Source organism: Pseudoalteromonas sp. MMG007, from assembly GCF_018100985.1.
Taxonomy (GTDB): domain Bacteria; phylum Pseudomonadota; class Gammaproteobacteria; order Enterobacterales; family Alteromonadaceae; genus Pseudoalteromonas.
Map to the genome: position 1 here is coordinate 1 of NZ_JAGJEI010000014.1, position 20,167 is coordinate 20,167.

The window sequence follows — 20,167 nt, forward strand, 5'->3', positions numbered from 1 at the left end:
CAACCCTTTTTTGAAGAAAACCTGAAATAAATGACTGTTCGCGCAATTTTACATCGAAGTGATTACTTTAAACACTAAAAAGGCCCTTTCGGGCCTTTTATTCTAGTTAACTATGAGTTTCCAACCGAGCTTACTTTGTTGTTTAGACTCTTGTTGTAGCTCACTTGCCATTAATGGGTGATCTTTTAACCAATTAGTTTCAAACTTAAGGTCTAAGACTTCATTTTTAGCAATTAACTCTATTTTAGGTAGCACGTCGTCTTGGCGACGCATTGATAGGATTACAGCAATGCGGAGTAATCGCACCAAATACTGCGCAAGTATGCTGTTAGCTCCTAGCGAATCAAAGCACCCTTTTTGGATATCTGAACGATGTGCATTAGCTACTGCTGCAATAACTTTATGCTCTGATTGTGAAAAGCCAGGCATATCTGTGTTTTCTAAAATATAGGCTGTGTGTTTATGGTACTGCTTATACTCTATTAGCAATCCAATTTCGTGAAGTTCAGCCACCGCTTTTAACAAGGGCAATCCATTTAAGCTTTCTATGGGCCAGCTTTGGTTAATTTTACCTGCTAACTGCATTGCAAGACTCGAAACACGATATGCTTGCTTTTGATCAACATGGTAACGATCCATAAAGCCATCGATAGTGCGTTTGCGAATATCGTTATTGTGAAGCTCTGGCACCATACTGTACAAAACACCTTCTCGAAGTGCTCCGCCTGCAAGGCCCATTTTTTCTATTTCAAGTGATTCAAATAACGCGATTAGAATGGCAAGCCCAGATACAAACACAAGCCTACGCTCTTCACTTAAACCTGGTAGGTCTAGTGCTGCAATAGTGCTAAACGCAATAGATTGCTCTTTAATAGTGTAAAGCTTTTCAAGAGTAAGGAGATCATCAAGATTTTGAGCGACCATAATCTCTTGGATAGCTTGCACAGTACCCGAAGCACCAGAAGCAACTTGCCATCCCGTTGCTTTATATTCATCGGCAATATCATCTATTACATCTCGCGCCGCTTTGATTGCTGCATCAAAGTTGCTAGTGCTTAGCTTGCAGTCTTTAAAATAGCGCTCTAAATAAGTAACACATCCCATATTTAAGCTTTTATAGTGAAGTGCTTCAAAGCCCTTACCTATAACCACTTCTGTACTTGCACCACCAATATCTATAACCAGCTGCTTACCATTACATGATGATGTATGAGCTACGCCCTTATAAATAGTTCTCGCCTCTAGCTCACCACTAATAACATTAATAGTGTGGCCTAGTATTTTTTCGGCTTGAGTTTTAAATACATCGGCATTAGTTGCCAAACGCAGTGTAGCGGTTGCCACTATGGTGATATTTTGCTTTGGAATGTCTTGCAGACGCTCAGCAAAAAGAGCAAGGCATTCCCAGCCTCGCTGCATTGCTTCAGTGCTTAATACGTTATCTTTATCAAGCCCTGCTGCTAATCTTACTTTGCGTTTTACGCGACCTATTGTTTGTAGGCCGCCAGCAATTGATTTGGCAATAAGCATATGAAAGCTGTTTGAGCCCAAATCAATAACTGCATACACATTTTTTTGCGGTATAAGTTGCCCCACCGTTCAAAAACCTCTAGTTACTACTACTTATAGTAACGGCCGAATTACGACCGTCCTTTTTGGTAACTATTATTTGGGCGACGTCCGTTGTTATTACTACGATTACGTGGGCCTGAAGAATAGTTGCGCTTTCTTTGAATAGTAGGCTTTGTTAAATCATCTAGCAATGCTGTTTTATCATAATGTGATAAAGGAATGCTGTGCTCTATATACTCTTCAATTTCATGCAAGTTATAAGCATATTGCTCACAAGCAAAACTAATTGCATGGCCAGAGGCACCTGCGCGACCAGTACGGCCAATTCGATGAACGTAATCTTCACAATCATCAGGTAGATCAAAGTTAAACACATGACTTACTTCAGGAATATGCAAACCACGTGCTGCAACATCTGTCGCGACTAAAAAGTCTAATTCACCTTTAGTGAATTGAGCTAAAATAGATTGGCGTTTTTTCTGATTAACATCACCAGTTAGCATGCCTACACGATGTCCATCAGCTTTTAACCACGCATAAACTGTTTCACAGCTGTGCTTAGTATTAGCAAATACAATTGCTTTGTCTGGCCATTCTTCTTCAATTAAAGTTAACAAGAGCTTAATTTTATCTTCTTGCGAAGGGTGAAACAGCTCTTCTTTAATCCGTTTGCCTGTTTTAACGTCTGGCTCGATTTGAACGTGTTCGGGGTTAGTCATATGTTCGAACGCGAGTTCTTGCACGCGATAAGAAAGCGTTGCAGAGAATAATAGGTTCAATCTTTGCGCTGTATCAGGCATACGACGGAACATATAACGAATATCTTTAATAAAGCCTAAATCGAACATACGATCAGCTTCATCTAGCACGACTACCTCAATTTCATTAAGGGTGTAACAGCCTTGCTTATACAGATCGATAAGGCGACCTGTAGTACCAATTAAAATATCAACGCCTTTTTCTAATTGTGCACGTTGTTTTTCGTAATCTTCGCCACCATATACTAAACCTAAGTTAAGATTACAGTGCGGCGCTAAAATTTTAGCATCTTTGTGTATCTGAATCGCAAGCTCCCGCGTTGGGGCCATGATCAGGGCTCTTGGATGTTTACTAGGTGCTTTGCTAGATTGTAATAACCGATGGCACGTAGCTGTTAAAAAAGCTAACGTTTTGCCTGTACCTGTTTGAGCTTGGCCCGCAATATCGCGGCCATCACAAATAAAAGGTAGGCATTTTGCTTGAATAGGTGTGCAATATTCAAACCCATTCTCGGTTAAACCGGCAACCACTTCCGGTGCGATAGCAAAGTCTGAAAACTTTTTATCGGTTAAATGTGTCTTAGTCATAGCGTTTAAGCATAACGTTTAAACTTGCAATAAGAAACAAGAGTGTTTAAATACGCACTAAATATTTCGCCTAACTAAATCGGAGAGCGCAATGAGCGAGAAAATTATCCAAATTACTGACGATAGCTTTGAAGCTGACGTATTACAATCAGACAAACCAGTACTAGTAGATTTCTGGGCTGAATGGTGTGGACCTTGTAAAATGATCGCCCCTATTCTTCATGAAGTTGCTGATGAATACGACAGCCGTGTAACTGTTGCTAAACTAAATATTGACCAAAATGCTGGTACACCACCAAAATTTGGTATTCGTGGTATCCCAACATTGCTTCTTTTTAAAGATGGCCAAGTTGCTGCAACGAAAGTTGGTGCACTTTCTAAAACTCAACTAATTGAGTTTTTAGAAAACAATATCTAGGTTAAAACCATAAAAAAGGGCTTTTTGCCCTTTTTTTGTGTTTATTTTGTATAAAGACTGGACGCTATGCCAGTGAACTGCTAGTTTATAAAGCCAACTAATCCTTAGTTATATTCAACAAACCTCACTCAACTATCAAAGCGATTTTGAGTATGACAATTGTAATAAAGAACCCACCAATATGCATTTACGCGAATTAAAAGACAAGTCTATAAAAGAACTTGTAAACTTAGCTGAGTCCATGGGGCTCGAAAACGTAGCCCGCTTAAGAAAGCAAGATATTATCTTTGCCATTCTTAAAGCCCACGCCAAAGGCGGAGAGAATATCTTCGGCGGCGGTGTATTAGAGATTTTACAAGATGGTTTCGGCTTTTTAAGATCATCAGAAGCCTCTTACTTAGCTGGCCCAGATGACATTTATGTTTCACCTAGCCAAATTCGCCGTTTCAGCATGCGTACTGGCGATTCTATCTCAGGCCTTATCCGCCCACCTAAAGATGGCGAACGTTACTTTGCTTTACTTAAAGTAAACGAAGTTAACTTTGATAAACCTGAAAACTCTCGCACAAAAATTCTTTTTGAAAACCTTACCCCACTACACGCAAACGAACGCTTTCGTATGGAACGTGGTAACGGCAGTAAAGAAGATATTACCGCCCGTGTACTTGATTTAGCATCTCCAATTGGCCGCGGCCAACGTGGTCTGTTAGTAGCACCGCCTAAAGCGGGTAAAACAATGCTACTGCAAAATATTGCGCAATCAATCACTCATAATCACCCTGATGTTACATTAATGGTTTTACTTATTGATGAACGTCCGGAAGAAGTTACAGAGATGCAACGCCTAGTTAAAGGTGAAGTAATTGCATCAACGTTTGATGAACCAGCTTCTCGCCACGTGCAAGTTGCCGAAATGGTTATCGAAAAAGCAAAACGTTTAGTTGAGCACAAAAAAGATGTCGTTATCTTATTGGATTCAATTACCCGTTTAGCGCGTGCTTATAACACAGTTATTCCTTCATCAGGTAAAGTACTTACCGGTGGTGTTGATGCTAATGCACTTCACAAGCCTAAGCGCTTCTTTGGTGCTGCACGTAACGTTGAGGAAGGTGGTAGTTTAACTATTATCGCAACTGCCCTTATCGATACTGGCTCTAAAATGGATGAAGTTATCTACGAAGAGTTTAAAGGTACAGGTAACATGGAACTACACTTAAATCGTAAGATTGCTGAAAAGCGTGTATTCCCTGCTATCGACTTTAACCGCTCAGGTACTCGTCGTGAAGAATTACTGACTAAACCAGATGAGCTGCAAAAGCTTTGGATTCTGCGTAAAATAGTTCATGAAATGTCAGAGATTGATGCGATGGAGTTTTTAATCGATAAATTATCGATGAGTAAAACCAACGATGAATTCTTTGATTCAATGAGACGCCAATAAGCGCGTTTTAATTGAATAAAAAAAAGCGCCTAAGGCGCTTTTTTTATACGCTAAATATAGAACCGCTCAGCTTTCATTGTATTTTTTAAGTACATGTTGTAGTTCATCCACCAGTATTTTAAAGTCGTTTACGGTGTTGCTTTTTACTCTGTTTAACAGTGCTCTATCTAGATTTTTAGCCGCTTGTGCAATTTCATCTAAGCCAAACATTTGTGCAGCCCCTAAAATACGATGACTGTCTTTTTGTAATGCTTCTAAATCTTCATTAATAAAGTGCTGAGTAATCGTTTCACTTTCTAAAGCAAAGCTTTGCTTAAAGCTAATAACCAAATCGCTCATGTCAACTTCACTGTATTTTGATGAAGGTTGATTGTTGTTGCTGTCTAAATGCGCACTCAGCGCTTTATAAAATAAGTCTTTATCAATAGGCTTACCTAAATAACCAGTAAAACCTAGTGCTAAGTACTCATCTACTTCATGACTCATAGCATTTGCGGTCAACGCAAATATAGGCTGCTCAAAGCCGCATTTTTTAAGTAATTGAAATGCAGCCCGCCCATCCATTACAGGCATTTGAATATCTAGCAGCACTAAGTCAGGGTATTCTTGCAAGCATTGCTCTACAGCTTGCTCGCCATTTTCAACCGCAATTACTTCCAGCCCTAAAGAACGCAGGTAACGGCTTATAAGACGCCTATTATCAGGATGATCTTCAGCTAACACCACCCGACCTGATAGTAGCTTTTTAACTTTAGACGATTTGTTTTTTTCAACCACACTTTGTGATTTATCAACCTCTGCACAGGGCAAAAAGAACGAGAACTGGCTGCCTTTTTTGTATTCGCTTTGCACACTTATATAACCGCCCATCATTGACGCAAGTTGCTGCGATAAGCTTAAACCTAAGCCGGTGCCACCAAATCGACGGCTAATGCTGTTATCGGCTTGGCTAAAGCATTCAAAAATAAGCTTAAGCTGCTTTGAACTCATGCCAATACCAGTATCTTTTATAATAATAACCAGCCCTTGCTCTGTTTTATTTAAGGCGATAATAATTTGCCCAGAGTGAGTAAACTTAATAGCGTTAGCACATAAATTGATAAGAATTTGCTTAACACGAATAAGATCGAGCTTAGTGTAGAACTCATTACCCACTTGGTTATCTAAAATAAGCTGCAAGCTCTTAGCTTTAGCTTGAGTATAAAACATAGCGTGTACATCGTTTATAAGCTCAACAATATCGAAGCACGAAATATTTAGCTCTAAACGGTTAGCTTCTATTTTACTTAAATCAAGTACATCGTTAATTAAGCTTTTTAAATGATCGCTATGGCGCTGGATCACTCTAAGCTCATCTTTAAGTGATTCTGGCTCGTACAACTCATTAATTAAGGCATCTGTTTGCCCTAAAATAGCCGTTAATGGTGTGCGGATCTCGTGGCTAATATTAGCTAAAAATTGGCTTTTAACATCATTGGCCTCTCTTAACTCTTGCGCCGTAGCTTGTAGCTCTGCAGTACGCTGTGCCACTTGTTCCGTTAAGTGTTGTTTAGCACGTTTTTCAGCCCCTCGTCGTGAAAGAGCTATGCCTGTAACAACAACTAAAAGTAATAGCAAAAATATAAATAAAGTAAGCTGAGAGCGCTGCGACATTTTAAGTTCTTGTACTCTGCGATCTTGCTTAAGTTTTTCTATTTCTTGATTTAATTGGGTGGCTTTGAATTGATGCTGTAAAACAGCTAGTGCATTTATAATTGAGGTACTTCTGAGCTTACGCTGCTCACTAATATACTTTTGCTGTTGAATCATTGCACTTGAGTAATCACCTTTACTCGCATCTAGTAGGGCTTTTGTCCCATAGCTGTCTCTAATTATGCGCTCACTGCCATATTCCTGAGCGAGTAAAATAGCTCTTTCTAAGCTTACCTGCGCTTGTTCTAAATCCCCTTTTACAAATTGAATTTTGGCTAGTGCATGAAGCGCATTCAACTCTAAATTATGGTTATCTATTTTAAGCGCATAGAACTCTCCTAATTTAGCTTGCTCGTATGCCTCATCTACTTTTTCTAAAATAAGATTAGCATTTGCTAAATTAGTGTATTGTGTAGACAACTTATTGTAATCATTAGCTGAAATATAATAACTCAACGCTAATTGATAGTAGTGAAGCGCTAAGTCAAATTGATTACTCTCTCTATAAGCAACGCCCATATTATTATAAACTTGCGCTATTCCACTTTTATCACCCAAGCGTTTATAAACTTTAAGCACTTCTTGGTATAAACTAAATGCACTGTCATAGCGCGATAAGCGAATATAAACACCCGCTATATTGAGTAAAATATCCGTCTGGTCTTGCTCGCTGCCATGCTCTTCATAAATTGCTTTAGCTTTTAAATAATACTCTAGTGTTTCACCTAATTTATTCATATTAAAATAAGCTAAACCAATGTTATTAAATAGGTTAGCCTGCTCTAATAATTGTTCATTTTGTTTGGCAAGTGCAAGAGTGCGAGTATATTCGATAATCGCTTTTTGAAATAATCCCTGATAGAAAAGCACAACACCTTGCATTTTTATTGCACGAAAGTGCTCTTCAGGAAAAAATGAATCTGACGTATGCTGCTCAAGTAATTTAAAAAAGCGTAAAGACTCTTTAAAATTATCAATCGATAACGCAGAGTCACCTAATGCAGAGTAAACAGCGACACGCTCTTTTTTAGATAGGCTTTGATTGGCAAGTAAAGTATTAGCCAGTTGTAATTTTGGCTCCCATTGCTTTTCATCTTTAAATTGTGCATATAACGAGTCGGCATTTTGGGCATAGCTTGAAGCCATTAGTACACAGCATATAGTAAATAAGAGGCACTTAAACTTGCCCAGCATAATTTTAATCCTTCAAACCGTTACTTATATCAGTGTAATCTTTATTGAAGATACACCAATTACTAGGCCCTAAACAATGCTTAACCCACTGATTGATGAGATTTTTGAGCTAATATTAACAAAGCAAGTTTGGCAAGTTCATACTTTAGCTGCGCAGTTGTCCCATCAAGGTGCCATAGCAACGCTTGATCAAAGCCCTGAGCGCGATTTATTTAAGCGTAACTTTTTAATTATGAACGCACTGTACCAACTACAGGTACAATTAAAGCCGCAAAACCTAATTATTTCAACTTTACATATCGAGCTTATAGAAAAAGAGGCCAAACATTTACTCGCAACCAGCAATAATTTACGAGATTACTATTTAGATTGGGATAATTACGACACGAGTGAGCAGCAAGTAGAAGAGTTGTTAAATAGCTTTTGGCATCGTTTTAAAGCAACACCTAAAAAGCATGTATTAACAGATAAAGAATACAATGAGCTGATTTTAAATTGGAATTTACCTGAGGATTTTACGCTTAAGGTCTTGCAAAAACGCTGGCGACAACTTGCGCTGCAAAACCACCCCGACAAACTAAGTGGCTGTGCGGAAAAGTTTAAAAAAATAAAGTTACAATACGAGCAGCTTAAAACAGCTGCTCGTTAATCTGTTAATTTAGTCGTTTAAATTAACGCGTAAGGCGACGAGCACGAATTTTACGGCCCTTAATGTTGCCTTCTGTTAGCTTACGTAACGCAGGCTTAGACGAATTACGCTCCACGGCAACAAATGCAACGTTATCAAGCACATTAATTTTACCTACTTGGCGACCTGCAATACCATCTTTACCCGTTAAGGCACCTAAAATATCACCAGCGCGCACTTTTTGTTTCTTCCCTGAATCAATCATTAGCGTAACCATTTCAGGTCGGTACGGTGGTTTATCTAATAAGTTAAATGATGGCATTTGTTCTGGCGTGATATCACGCTCGTAATGATCGCCAATTTGCGCAACTTTAAATACTTCAGCTTCACCGTAAATAGAGCATGCTATGCCCTTTTTACCGGCACGACCAGTACGCCCTACTCGGTGTACATGAGTCTGCGTATCATGAGCTAAATGGTAGTTAATCACCATATCCATATCATCAATATCTAAACCACGGGCAGCTACGTCGGTTGCCACTAATATAGACGCACTTTTATTAGCAAAGTGAATAAGTGTACGCTCACGATCGCGCTGCTCTAAATCACCATGAAGCGCAACTGCACTAAAGCCCTCGTCGGCTAAATCGTCACATACTTGTTGAGTTTCTACCTTGGTATTACAAAACACAACACAGCTTTGCGGTGTAAATTTAAGTAATAATAATTTAAGAGTTGGGTAACGCTGTTTATTGTTATCCATTTTGTAGAAGTATTGTTTGATAGTACTTTTTGCTTGCTCTTCTTCTACTTTAATCATTTCTGGGTTTTTTAGCACACGCTTTGCTATAGCTTCTATTGCACGGGGGAACGTAGCGCTAAATAGTAAGGTTTGGCGATTTTGCGGTATACGTTCGATAATAGCATCAAGGGTGTCTTGAAAGCCCATATCTAACATTTGATCGGCTTCATCAAGTACTAACGTTTCAACATCATCTAAGCGTAATGTACCTTTTCTAATGTGGTCGTCTACACGCCCAGGCGTACCCACAATAATGTGCGCGCCATGCTCAAGCGATCCAATTTGCGGTCCAATTGATACACCGCCACATAACGTTAATATTTTAATATTGTGGATACCGCGCGCTAATTTGCGCATTTCAACCGCAACTTGCTCAGCAAGCTCTCGGGTTGGGCATAAAACTAACGACTGAATACGAAAGCGTTTTACGTTTAATTTAGCCAATACACCTAAGCTAAACGCAGCCGTTTTACCTGAACCGGTTTTTGCTTGCGCAATAATGTCTTTACCCTCAAGTACAGGTGGCAGGCTTTGCGCTTGCACAGGTGTCATTTGCGAATAGCCGAGTGTTGATAAGTTATCAACTAAACCAGCAGGTAAAGCCAAAGATGAAAATGCAGTAGAAGTCACAGTTAGTTCCAAAATAATAAAAAACAACACAGGGCATAGCCCACAAATATGGTCCATATAATAGCAGAATTCATATTGGGCAACCATTAATACCCAATTTTCAGATAGCTTGTTAAACCTTGTTAATAAGGATGTTGAAAATGATACTAGTTTTCATTAAGATCCGTAAAAAATTAACACAATGACATTGGATGTAACGAATGAAACTGAACTCTTTATACCTAGCACTTGTAGCTGCAAGCTCAAGCGTTTTTGCTGCCCCCGCCGATATAGAGCGAATTCAAGTTAAAGGTAGCTACTTCAACGACTACAAAGTCGATAACGCTAATGGTGCTATGAGAACATCAGCTTCATTATTAGAAACAGCGCAATCAGTAACTGTTATTAGCGATACAATAATTAGCGAGCAATTAGCAACCACGCTTGGCGAAGTGCTTACCAACGATGCAAGTTTAACGGCAGGATCACAGCAACGTAACCGTGAAGTATTTAACCTTCGTGGTTTTGAATTAGAATCTGGTACGGGCTATTTACGTGATGGCCACCAGCATTGGTCGCACTATCAGCAACCCATCGAGATTCTTCAACAAGTTGAAGTTATTAAAGGCCCTTCAAGCATTTTATATGGTCAATCAGGTCCTGGTGGCTTGGTGAATATGGTAACAAAAAAACCAACGGCGAAAACGTTACTAAACGCCTCAGCTGATGTTGATCAGCATGGTTCAACTCGCTTTATGATTGATGCTGGCGGCGCACTAACAGAAGCTGAAGATTTACGTGCACGCGGCATATTAGTAAAGCAAGATGTAGACTACTGGCGTGAATATCAAAATGGTGAAAACCGAGAGCGAGACCGCTTTTTAGGCGCTGTAGTCGTCGATTATGACATTAGCGATAATGCACTTGTACGTGTTCATTATGATCGTACAGATGACAAAGCGGGCCTAGATACGGGTGCATGGATTGATGATAACGCCAATATTATTGGCGACGATAAAACTATTCGTGATATGTCATGGGCATTTACTGATATCACTGTAGAAAACGTAGGGATCGATTTTAACGTATTCTTATCTGACAATTGGCAAGTAAACCTAGGTTATAATGAGCAGACTTTTGAACGCCAACGCTTTGAGTCAGCACCTCGCATGTCTAATGGCTTTGCTGAAGGTGACAGCTATGAATCTCGCCCTTACGATCGCTTTGATGATTGGCAATTTAAAACTGCATTTATTGATTTTATTGGTGAGTTTGAAACCGCGGGCATTCAACACCGGTTATTAGTAGGCGCTAACTCGCTTGATTACTACTACGGGCAATTACGCACAGCACTGCCTGAAGAAGAATACCTTTACTATTCAGCAGGTCAAGACGAACCATCTCGTCCATCAATAAGCTATAAAACAGATGATACAATAACCGAAACTGAATATGACTACTACGGTGTATACGCCCAAGATTTAATTACTTTTTCACCACAATGGCAAGTGTCTGTTGGCGGTCGCTTTGATAAGCAAACACGTGAAGGACAAAATAACGAGTCGTTTTTGCCTAAATTCGGCGTACTTTATCACCCGAATGCATCTGCAACTCTTTATGCCAGTTATACAGAAGGTTTTGAGCCACAAAACGAAACCATTACTGACGAAGAAGATATCAACTTTGGTATGAAAATAGATGCTGTCACCTCTGAACAAAGAGAGCTTGGTATTAAATGGCAGCTATTTGATGAGCGCTTAATGCTTAGCGGTGCTATTTTCGATATAAGTAAAAATGGAACCTTAGTTACAGAACAACTTGAAACACCTATCGGTTCAATTACCTCTGAAACAAACCAAGTTGGTGAACAGCGCCATAAAGGTTTTGAAATGGCAGCGCAAGGTGCAGCTACTGACCGCTTATTTGTTATGGCATCAACTATGTATTTAGATGCTAACTATGAAAGAGCGAACGAAAACCTACAAGGTAAACGCCCTGTAGATGCCCCTAAATGGTCAGCATCTCTGTGGACTCGTTATGAGTTAAATGATGCAATTGCTTTTAATGCGGGTGCCTTTTATGAAGGTGAACGCTTTGCTGATAACGACAACTCTATTACCAAAGATGCCTATACACGTATAGATGTGGGTGCAACTTATAAATTTATTATGAGCAATACAGATATAAATCTTCGCCTTAACGTTGAAAACCTATTTGATACTGATTACTTAGGTGGCGGCGGCAATGGTAATGTAACTATTGGCGAAGGCACTAACTTACGCCTAGCGGCACAATTTAATTTTTAAGATTAAATACGTTAAAAAAGCCCGCACTTTGTAAAAAAGTGCGGGCTTTTTGTATTTTGTCTCATTGTATTTTTTAACCAAGGTATTTAATGGTTTAATAGCTATTAAGTCTCTTACAAGCCAAGGTTAACAATGAATAAAATAATTACAACAATACTGCTGGCCAGCAGTTTTTTAGCCAGTGCCGCTGAGCCCGAATTTAGCACTGAGCAATTAAAACAAGTGACGCAGCTTCGAACAACCGCGCTTAATAGCAGTTTGAGCTATGAACTGCTTGAGTCTTTGACTACTGAAGTTGGCCCGCGCTTACCCGGTACAGACAACGATAAAAAAGCAGTGGCATGGGCCAAAGCAAAATTTAACCAACTTGGTTTTGATAAAGTATGGCTTGAAGAAGCAACCTTTCCTGAGTGGCGCCGATACAGCGAAAGCGGAAAAATACTAACCCCAAGCGAGCAGCCGCTTCATTTAACTGCACTTGGTAACAGTATTAGCACACCAAAAGAGGGAATTACAGCGACCGTAGTGTTGTTCGAAACGCTTGATGAGCTAATCGCAGCCCCAGCAAATAGCTTAAAAGGTAAAATAGCCTATATTAATTACCGTATGAACCGCCATATAGACGGTAATGGTTATGGCCCTGCGGTAAAAGCACGCGGTACAGGTGCTATAGAGGCGTCTAAAAAAGGCGCTGTTGCCTACATGATGCGCTCAGTAAGTACCGGCCATCATCGTTTTGCTCATACTGGCGGTAGTTACTATAAAGACGGCGTTAAAAAAATACCTAACGTGACGATTGCCAACCCTGATGCGGATCAAATTGCCCGCTTAGTAGCCTTAGGCAAAGACGTGTCAGTAAACATTAACGTGCAAACCGAAAATTTAGGTGAAGGCACAGGCTATAACGTAATAGGCCAGTTTAACGGCACTGAAAACCCTGAACAATATGTATTAATTGGCGGCCATTTAGATTCTTGGGATTTAGGCACAGGTGCATTAGATGATGGTGCTGGCGTAGCACTAACTATGGCAGCTGCTAAACATATTAGCGATGTAAAACGCCCTAAGCGCAGTATTCGCGTTGTGCTTTTTGCAGCAGAAGAACTTGGCCTTTGGGGAGCAAAAGCTTATTTTGCAAAACATAAAAACGATTTACACAACATAGTTGCAGCTGCTGAGTCTGATTTTGGCGCAGATGTAGTATACGGGTTTGAATCGAATGTAGATGCGGCATCACTCCCTGTTGTACGTGCTATAGCAAAAGAACTGGCGTCATTAAATGTTGAGTATATTGGTAAAAATCAAGCCAATGGCGGACCTGATTTGATTCCGCTTAAAAAGGCAACATCGGCACCTATATTTGAACTTGCCCAAGATGGTACCGACTACTTTGATTACCACCACACAGCAGATGATACGCTCGATAAAGTAACGCCTGCAAAGCTGCGCCAAAATACAGCTGCCTACGCGGTATTTGCTTTAATGGCAGCAGATGCAAAAACAACAATTAAACCAAAAACTCAAAATAAGTAATAACAGACATACTTACTTACAGTTTGCAGCTTTAATTAATACGCTCCTTGGATTACCGTTAACATAAATTAATTAGGTAAAACAAGGAGTGTGTTTGTATGTTGCTTTTCAATACGAGTCAATCTTTCCCTCACTTTACACAAACACAGTGCTGCCCAAACTGTAAAAGTGATGCCTACCATTTAGTAAATCAAAGCCGCTTTTTACGTTTTACTATTATACCTGTCTTTCCTTTAAAGCTAAGCTATAAGCATGAATGCTATCACTGTGGATACAGTGAACTGACTCAAGTAAAACACCTTCCCTTAATTGAAAAACTCAGTTTACCTAAATACTTTATTGGGATTTTTTTAATACTTTTAGTTATCTGTTTTTTTTATCAACAGTATTTAGATGCACAAACACAAAAACTAGAGTATTTAAATAACCCTAAAGCCTACGATACCTACTTGGTACAAGCAGACAAATTCACACACGAACCCTTAACGCTAACCAATTTAAAAGTGGCGCAAGTTTTAAGTTTTGACGATCAATTTATTACTTTTCAGGTAAGTAACTACAGCTATAAACGTAATAACGGCATTACTACAGCACTGCGTACCAGCTTATTGGTACAAAGGGGTTACTTCTCGGCAGACAAAATTACGCTGCCTCGTAGCGAAGTAACAAGACTTTATAACGACGATGTGATTTACGATGTGCTGCGCCCATCAGCGAATAGTTTATATGGTGGGTTTGTAATGTTTCCGCCTAAACCAAAACCCCTATATAAAGGCTTAAAGCTCGACAAAAATAACCAACAAGGCATTACGTATTTTAAAAACGGACAGTATAGCGATGCGCTTGAGAGTTTTATTATTGCAGCAAATGCCGGATCGCAATGGGGGCAGTTAAACCTTGCACAAATGTACCGAGACGGACAAGCCGTAACTAAAAATGTGCAAACAGCAAAACATTGGTATGAGCAAGCAATAGCGCAAGGTAATAGCAAAGCTAAATATGAGCTAGAACAGCTTTGTGAAAACAACCAATGTAAATAAGCTAAATTGTGGTTAAATAATTATTAGTATGCGCTTTAATGCAAATACAAAGCTAAGCGCAGCCTAAAAAAATTCACATAACAGCTATTTTTTTAATGTTTTTGTATAAGTCACGTGAATAAGAACAACACATAACCCAGCTATTACACCCAGCAAGCCATCAAAAATAAGAGGTGCTAACACTTCACCGATGCCATTAAATAAAGATTTACCAATGCTAGTGACTTCTAGCTGCCAATGATGAAGTAACTCAATACCGTGAGATAAAATACCACCGCCCACTAAAAACATAGCAACTGTGCCAGCAAAGGCTAAAAATTGCATAAGGCGAGGCGCCGCCGCAAGTAAGCTTTTGCCTAGTAACTCTTTAAATTTATTAGCCGATACCTTTGATTGATTTAATAAATAAAGCCCTGCATCATCAAGCTTTACAATACCTGCCACTAAACCATAAACGCCTATGGTCATTATAATTGCGATTACGCAAAGTACTAATGCTTGATTAACTAAAGTGGCTCCGGTAACAGTGCCTAAAGTAATGACTATAATTTCGGCTGAAAGAATAAAGTCAGTGCGTATAGCTCCCTTTACTTTTTGTTTTTCATACTCAACTAAATCAAGTTTCTCACCTTCATTTGTTACTTCTTCATGATGAGGTAAAAACTTAGCGAATACTTTTTCAGCCCCTTCAAAACATAAAAATAATCCACCAATCATTAAAAGCGGTGTTATTAACCATGGCAACCACACACTAATTAATAGCGCTGCGGGGACCAAAATAGCTTTATTTAAAAACGAGCCTTTAGCGACAGCCCACACTACTGGTAACTCTCGCTCTGCAGCCACGCCCGTTACTTGTTGTGCATTGAGGGCTAAATCATCACCTAATACACCGGCTGTTTTTTTTGTGGCAACTTTACTCATTGTTGCTATGTCATCAAGTAAGGTCGTTATATCGTCTAATAAAGTTAAAAGGTTTATACCTGCCATGTTGCTTCCTAGCTAAAAAATAATGCTATCAACATAGCTTAATCAGACATTTTCACCAACGGTTAATTTTGCTTTGTTATGCTGATAAAAAGCAGTAATAGCTTGTGACAAACTTAAACAGGGAGATATTAATGAAAGCACTCGCGGTTGTTTTAATAGGTATATTTTTTTTATCTGCCTGTGACAACGAGTCTACGAGTACCCGCTATTTATGTAATAACCACACTGTAGAGCTAACAACTCGAAATGAGGCTGCAACTCTTACCTTAAATAAGCAGACCTATTCGTTAACAAAAGAGCCCAGCGCTTCTGGAGTAAAGTACATTAGTGAACGCGTGTTGTTTTGGTCAAAGGCGAATGAAGCCATGTTATTTGTATCTGGCAATAAATACCGCTGTAAACTAACAAACGCTGACTTGTAATAGCGTGATGCTGCCTATAAAAGTCTTATTGTACTAATCCTTTTTTTATTAACCTGCGTAATACTAGTCGAGCTTTAACCATCGCCTTTGCTAAATAACTGCACATGCATTTGCTATTTAGTTGGGTATAATACTTTCACTTTTTGCTTAATAGCGGCCCATAATGAAATACAAAGATTTACGTGATTTTATCGATTTGCTGGAAAAAAGAGGCGAACTTAAACGCATTACCCAAGAAATCGACCCGTATCTTGAAATGACCGAAATAGCCGACCGTACATTGCGTGCAAAAGGCCCGGCATTATTGTTCGAAAATCCTAAAGGACACAGCATGCCTGTGCTTGCTAACTTGTTTGGTACACCTAAACGAGTAGCTATGGGAATGGGCCAAGAAGATGTGAGCGAACTTCGCGAAGTAGGTAAATTGCTCGCCTTTTTAAAAGAGCCAGAGCCGCCAAAAGGTATTAAAGAAGCACTAGGACAATTACCGGTATTTAAGCAAGTACTTAATATGCCAGCTAAAGAAGTTAAAAAAGCGCCTTGTCAGCAAGTGATTTTAGAGGGTGACGAGGTTGATTTGACCAAACTACCAATTCAACATTGTTGGCCAGGGGATGCTGCTCCGCTTATTACATGGGGGTTAACCGTTACTAAAGGGCCTTACAAAAAACGCCAAAACCTAGGTATTTATCGTCAGCAGTTATTAGGTAAAAACAAAATTATTATGCGCTGGTTGTCACACCGTGGTGGAGCGCTTGATTTTCAAGAGTGGTGTAAAGAACACCCAGGCGAACCGTATCCGGTATCGGTAGCATTAGGCGCAGATCCTGCCACAATTTTAGGCGCGGTTACACCTGTGCCAGACACATTAAGCGAATATGCGTTTGCAGGCTTATTGCGTGGTAGCAAAACGGAAGTAGTAAAGTCTATCTCTAACGACTTACAAGTACCCGCCAGCGCTGAAATAGTGCTTGAAGGCTATATAATGCCAGGCGAAATGGCGCCAGAAGGGCCATACGGCGATCACACCGGTTACTACAACGAAGTTGATGACTTTCCTGTAATGACGGTGACTCACCTAACACACCGTAAAGATCCAATTTATCACAGCACCTTTACTGGTCGTCCGCCTGATGAGCCTGCTATTTTAGGTGTTGCACTAAACGAAGTGTTCGTGCCTATATTACAAAAACAGTTTCCTGAAATAGTCGACTTTTACTTACCACCGGAAGGCTGTTCGTACCGCATGGCTGTTGTAACTATGAAAAAACAATACCCAGGCCACGCCAAGCGCGTAATGATGGGTGTATGGTCATTTTTACGCCAGTTTATGTATACAAAATTTGTAATTGTATGCGATGACGATGTTAACGCGCGTGATTGGGAAGACGTTATTTGGGCTATTACTACCCGCATGGACCCTGCACGCGACACTACATTAATAGAAAACACCCCTATTGATTATCTCGACTTTGCATCACCTGTATCAGGGCTCGGTTCAAAAATGGGAATGGATGCGACCAACAAATGGCCTGGTGAAACCACACGAGAATGGGGCGAACCTATTGTTATGGATAAAGCCACGAAAGAGCGTGTAGATGATATTTGGCAAAGCTTGAATATTCTGTAAACGTTTATATGTAAGTACATAACAGGCTATAAAGTAACCCTGCAGATATGCTAGAATCGAGTCATTCTATTGCGTATCTGCTGCTTAAAGCGCTACTAAAAGGTAAAAAATGCAAACATTAAAAGCTGAAGTTGTAGCTATCAGCCCACTTACAGAATTTGTACATAAAGTAATTTTAAAGCCTCAACAACCTGTTACGTTTGAAGCAGGCCAATACATGCAATTAGTACTAGGTGAAAAAGACAAACGTGCGTTTTCTATTGCTAGCCGCCCTTCACAATGTGACGAAATTGAATTACACATTGGTGCATCGGGTGCAGACTCATATGCTATGCAATCGCTTGAACATCTTCGTAGTGCCTATGCTGATAATACCCCGGTAGATATTGAAGCAGGCCTTGGGGTATCGCAATTACGCCTTCAGTGCGAACGCCCTATTATTTTACTAGCCGGTGGTACTGGTTTCTCTTACGCAAAATCAATGGCTGATCATTTAGCTGAAATTAATTGTGATCGCCCGGTATTATTTTACTGGGGTGTAAAAGAAGAATCGGCTTTATATGCACACACTGAAATGCAAGCTTGGGCAGACACTAACGAAAACTTTAAGTTTATTCCTGTTGTAGAAAACCCATCGGCTAATTGGCAAGGTCATACTGGCTACGTACATAAAGCTGTGATGCAAGATATTGTATCGCTCGAACCTTACGATATTTACATGGCGGGTCGCTTTGACATGATAGGAATTGTTCGTGATGACTTTATCACTCACGGCGCGATACGTGAAAACATGTACGCAGATGCTTTTGCCTTTATTAAGTAACAAGGCATAAAATATTGAAAAAAGGCACCTCCTCGGTGCCTTTTTTATTGCATAAACTTTAGACAGTTAATCGGTATTACCTATCAACTATATCAATATAAACAATTTCCTAAAAACACATCTATAAACCATACTTTGTATAGAACATCAGCGGGAGAGACCCAAATGCTAAATACAAAAGTAAAAGATTTTATGCAACGCAAGTTGCCAAACATTACACCTAATACAGAAATGACCACAGCCATTGCAGAGCTACAAAAATTTAAATTACTTGGCGCTCCTGTATTTGACGAGCACAAATCACTAGTTGGATTTATATCAGAGCAAGAGCTACTTAAACCACTGACGCAAAGCAGTTATTTTTGCGACGGAATGGTTAAAGTGTCTCAGCTTATGCAAACTAATGTGGTCACCGTTAGTGGCGATACCAACATTATTGAGCTTGCAGAGCAAATGAAAACAGGTAAACCTAAAAATTACCCTGTAGTAGACGGCGTTAAAGTTATAGGTATGATTAGTAGAGCAGATATACTTAAGGCACTCTACGATAACTACATTAGCTGCCAAACGCACTAAATAACAGTTACAAAAATGCCGCTTTAAAGCGGCATTTTTAATACTCTAAAATTAACGTGCACTAACGAGCGCTGAAAGCTCTTTTTTGTCATCGTCGCTTAAAAATGCAATTTCTAAGGCATTTGCTTGGGCTTTTTCCATATCGGCTTGCGTTAGGCCTGCTTTAGGTGCTGCTACTAAGTACTCATGTTCAATTTCAATCCCTTCAACAGCAGGGTCGTCGGTGTTAATACACGCCAAAATCCCATGGTCTAAAAATTGTTTAAGCGGATGTTTAGTTAAGTCGTTGACTGTACTTGTTTGAATGTTACTTGTTAGGCACGATTCAATACCAATGCGGTTATCACGTAAGTAGTCCATTAATTTAGGATCTTCAATAGCTTTAACGCCATGGCCGATTCGGCTTGCACCTAATTCATTAATTGCTTGCCAAATGCTTGGGGCACCGAGCGCTTCACCTGCATGAATAGTTGACGCTAAATAAGCATCACGAACTTGCTTAAAGTGATCAATAAATAATTCGCCCGGAAAACCAATTTCGTCCCCCGCTAAATCAACAGCAACTAAATCGTTTTTAAAAGCAAGTAATGCCTCAAGTTCATGCTGACATGTTTTTACGCCATAAGTACGCGATAAAATACCAATTAAATTGGCTTTTATATTTGTGCCCTGTGTTGCTGATTTAATACCGTCAACAACAGCCTCGACTACGCCCTGTGGGTGTAAACCTTGGCTTTGTGCCATGTAGTAAGGGCTAAAGCGAAGCTCAACATAATCTAAGCCCTGTGCCTGAGCATCTTCAATGTTTTCAATTGCAATACGTCTGCATGCATCATAATCACCGAGTACTGTAACGCCCCAATCTAACTTTTGTAAAAAAGCCATTAAGTTTGGTTCAGGGTCAATCACTTGCACATGAGGAATAAGCGCATCAACGTTATCTGCAGGTAACTCAATATTAAACTGACGACCAAGTTCTAATATGGTTTGCGCACGTACATTACCATCTAAGTGGCGATGAATGTCTAGCAGAGGTATTTTTTTATTTATCATAATAGCTACTCGGTTAGGTTAAAATTGCGCGCATGATACGCAGGTACAGTTATTTTTCAAGTGTAGAGCAGTTAAAGTAAATATTAGCGGTC

General features: G+C 39.7%; 16 protein-coding genes. 10 read left to right on the plus strand and 6 right to left on the minus strand.

Going from position 1 to position 20,167, the window contains the following annotated elements:
* Positions 1-102: 102 nt before the first annotated feature.
* Complete coding sequence (gppA, locus tag J8L71_RS14780) at positions 103-1,596, minus strand: guanosine-5'-triphosphate,3'-diphosphate diphosphatase (protein WP_211001207.1); 1,494 nt, start codon at positions 1,594-1,596, stop codon at positions 103-105.
* 44 nt (positions 1,597-1,640) lie between these two features.
* Positions 1,641-2,918 (minus strand): ATP-dependent RNA helicase RhlB, encoded by a 1,278-nt coding sequence (rhlB, locus tag J8L71_RS14785; RefSeq protein ID WP_058547680.1) that lies wholly within the window; start codon positions 2,916-2,918, stop codon positions 1,641-1,643.
* A 91-nt stretch (positions 2,919-3,009) separates the two neighbouring features.
* Here rhlB and trxA point away from each other — a divergent pair, with 91 nt between their 5' ends.
* Together trxA and rho are read left to right on the plus strand one after the other, a co-directional pair.
* The gene (trxA, locus tag J8L71_RS14790) at positions 3,010-3,336 is read left to right on the plus strand and encodes a thioredoxin TrxA (protein WP_002960942.1); all 327 of its coding nucleotides are present in this window, start codon (positions 3,010-3,012) and stop codon (positions 3,334-3,336) included.
* 181 nt (positions 3,337-3,517) lie between these two features.
* The gene (gene rho, locus J8L71_RS14795; RefSeq protein WP_058547681.1) at positions 3,518-4,777 is read left to right on the plus strand and encodes a transcription termination factor Rho; all 1,260 of its coding nucleotides are present in this window, start codon (positions 3,518-3,520) and stop codon (positions 4,775-4,777) included.
* Between the two features lie 66 nt (positions 4,778-4,843).
* On the opposite strand, the gene J8L71_RS14800 is transcribed toward rho, so the two are convergent.
* A complete protein-coding gene (locus tag J8L71_RS14800) occupies positions 4,844-7,663 on the minus strand; it encodes an ATP-binding protein (RefSeq protein ID WP_211001208.1) in 2,820 nt (939 codons plus the stop codon).
* A 76-nt stretch (positions 7,664-7,739) separates the two neighbouring features.
* On the opposite strand from J8L71_RS14800, the gene J8L71_RS14805 reads away from it, so the two are divergent.
* Positions 7,740-8,312, plus strand: coding sequence for a DNA-J related domain-containing protein (locus tag J8L71_RS14805; protein ID WP_211001209.1), 573 nt, complete (start codon positions 7,740-7,742; stop codon positions 8,310-8,312).
* A 22-nt stretch (positions 8,313-8,334) separates the two neighbouring features.
* Here the strand turns inward: J8L71_RS14805 and dbpA are convergent, their stop codons facing one another.
* Positions 8,335-9,723, minus strand: coding sequence for an ATP-dependent RNA helicase DbpA (gene dbpA, locus J8L71_RS14810; protein ID WP_211001210.1), 1,389 nt, complete (start codon positions 9,721-9,723; stop codon positions 8,335-8,337).
* Positions 9,724-9,923: 200 nt separating this feature from the next.
* Here dbpA and J8L71_RS14815 point away from each other — a divergent pair, with 200 nt between their 5' ends.
* From J8L71_RS14815 to J8L71_RS14825, 3 genes are all read left to right on the plus strand, one after another.
* Positions 9,924-12,008, plus strand: coding sequence for a TonB-dependent receptor (locus J8L71_RS14815; protein ID WP_211001211.1), 2,085 nt, complete (start codon positions 9,924-9,926; stop codon positions 12,006-12,008).
* A gap of 132 nt (positions 12,009-12,140) precedes the next feature.
* Entirely contained in the window at positions 12,141-13,541 is a 1,401-nt protein-coding gene (locus J8L71_RS14820; protein WP_211001212.1) for a M20/M25/M40 family metallo-hydrolase, read from the plus strand.
* 98 nt (positions 13,542-13,639) lie between these two features.
* Entirely contained in the window at positions 13,640-14,581 is a 942-nt protein-coding gene (locus J8L71_RS14825; protein WP_211001213.1) for a tetratricopeptide repeat protein, read from the plus strand.
* An 84-nt stretch (positions 14,582-14,665) separates the two neighbouring features.
* Here J8L71_RS14825 and J8L71_RS14830 read toward each other — a convergent pair whose 3' ends face one another.
* Positions 14,666-15,571: a DUF808 domain-containing protein gene (locus tag J8L71_RS14830; RefSeq protein ID WP_211001214.1), complete on the minus strand. Its 906-nt coding sequence runs from the start codon at positions 15,569-15,571 to the stop codon at positions 14,666-14,668.
* A gap of 131 nt (positions 15,572-15,702) precedes the next feature.
* Between J8L71_RS14830 and J8L71_RS14835 the strand changes: the two genes are divergently transcribed.
* The 4 genes from J8L71_RS14835 to J8L71_RS14850 all read left to right on the plus strand — a co-directional run bounded on the left by J8L71_RS14835 (position 15,703) and on the right by J8L71_RS14850 (position 19,022).
* Positions 15,703-15,993, plus strand: coding sequence for an MliC family protein (locus J8L71_RS14835; protein WP_211001215.1), 291 nt, complete (start codon positions 15,703-15,705; stop codon positions 15,991-15,993).
* A gap of 163 nt (positions 15,994-16,156) precedes the next feature.
* Positions 16,157-17,623, plus strand: a complete 1,467-nt coding sequence (gene ubiD / locus J8L71_RS14840; protein ID WP_211001216.1) for a 4-hydroxy-3-polyprenylbenzoate decarboxylase — start codon at positions 16,157-16,159, stop codon at positions 17,621-17,623.
* A gap of 109 nt (positions 17,624-17,732) precedes the next feature.
* The gene (fre, locus tag J8L71_RS14845) at positions 17,733-18,446 is read left to right on the plus strand and encodes an NAD(P)H-flavin reductase (protein WP_211001217.1); all 714 of its coding nucleotides are present in this window, start codon (positions 17,733-17,735) and stop codon (positions 18,444-18,446) included.
* A gap of 165 nt (positions 18,447-18,611) precedes the next feature.
* Complete coding sequence (locus J8L71_RS14850) at positions 18,612-19,022, plus strand: CBS domain-containing protein (protein WP_211001218.1); 411 nt, start codon at positions 18,612-18,614, stop codon at positions 19,020-19,022.
* A gap of 51 nt (positions 19,023-19,073) precedes the next feature.
* Here J8L71_RS14850 and add read toward each other — a convergent pair whose 3' ends face one another.
* Complete coding sequence (gene add / locus J8L71_RS14855) at positions 19,074-20,075, minus strand: adenosine deaminase (protein WP_211001219.1); 1,002 nt, start codon at positions 20,073-20,075, stop codon at positions 19,074-19,076.
* Positions 20,076-20,167: the final 92 nt, after the last annotated feature.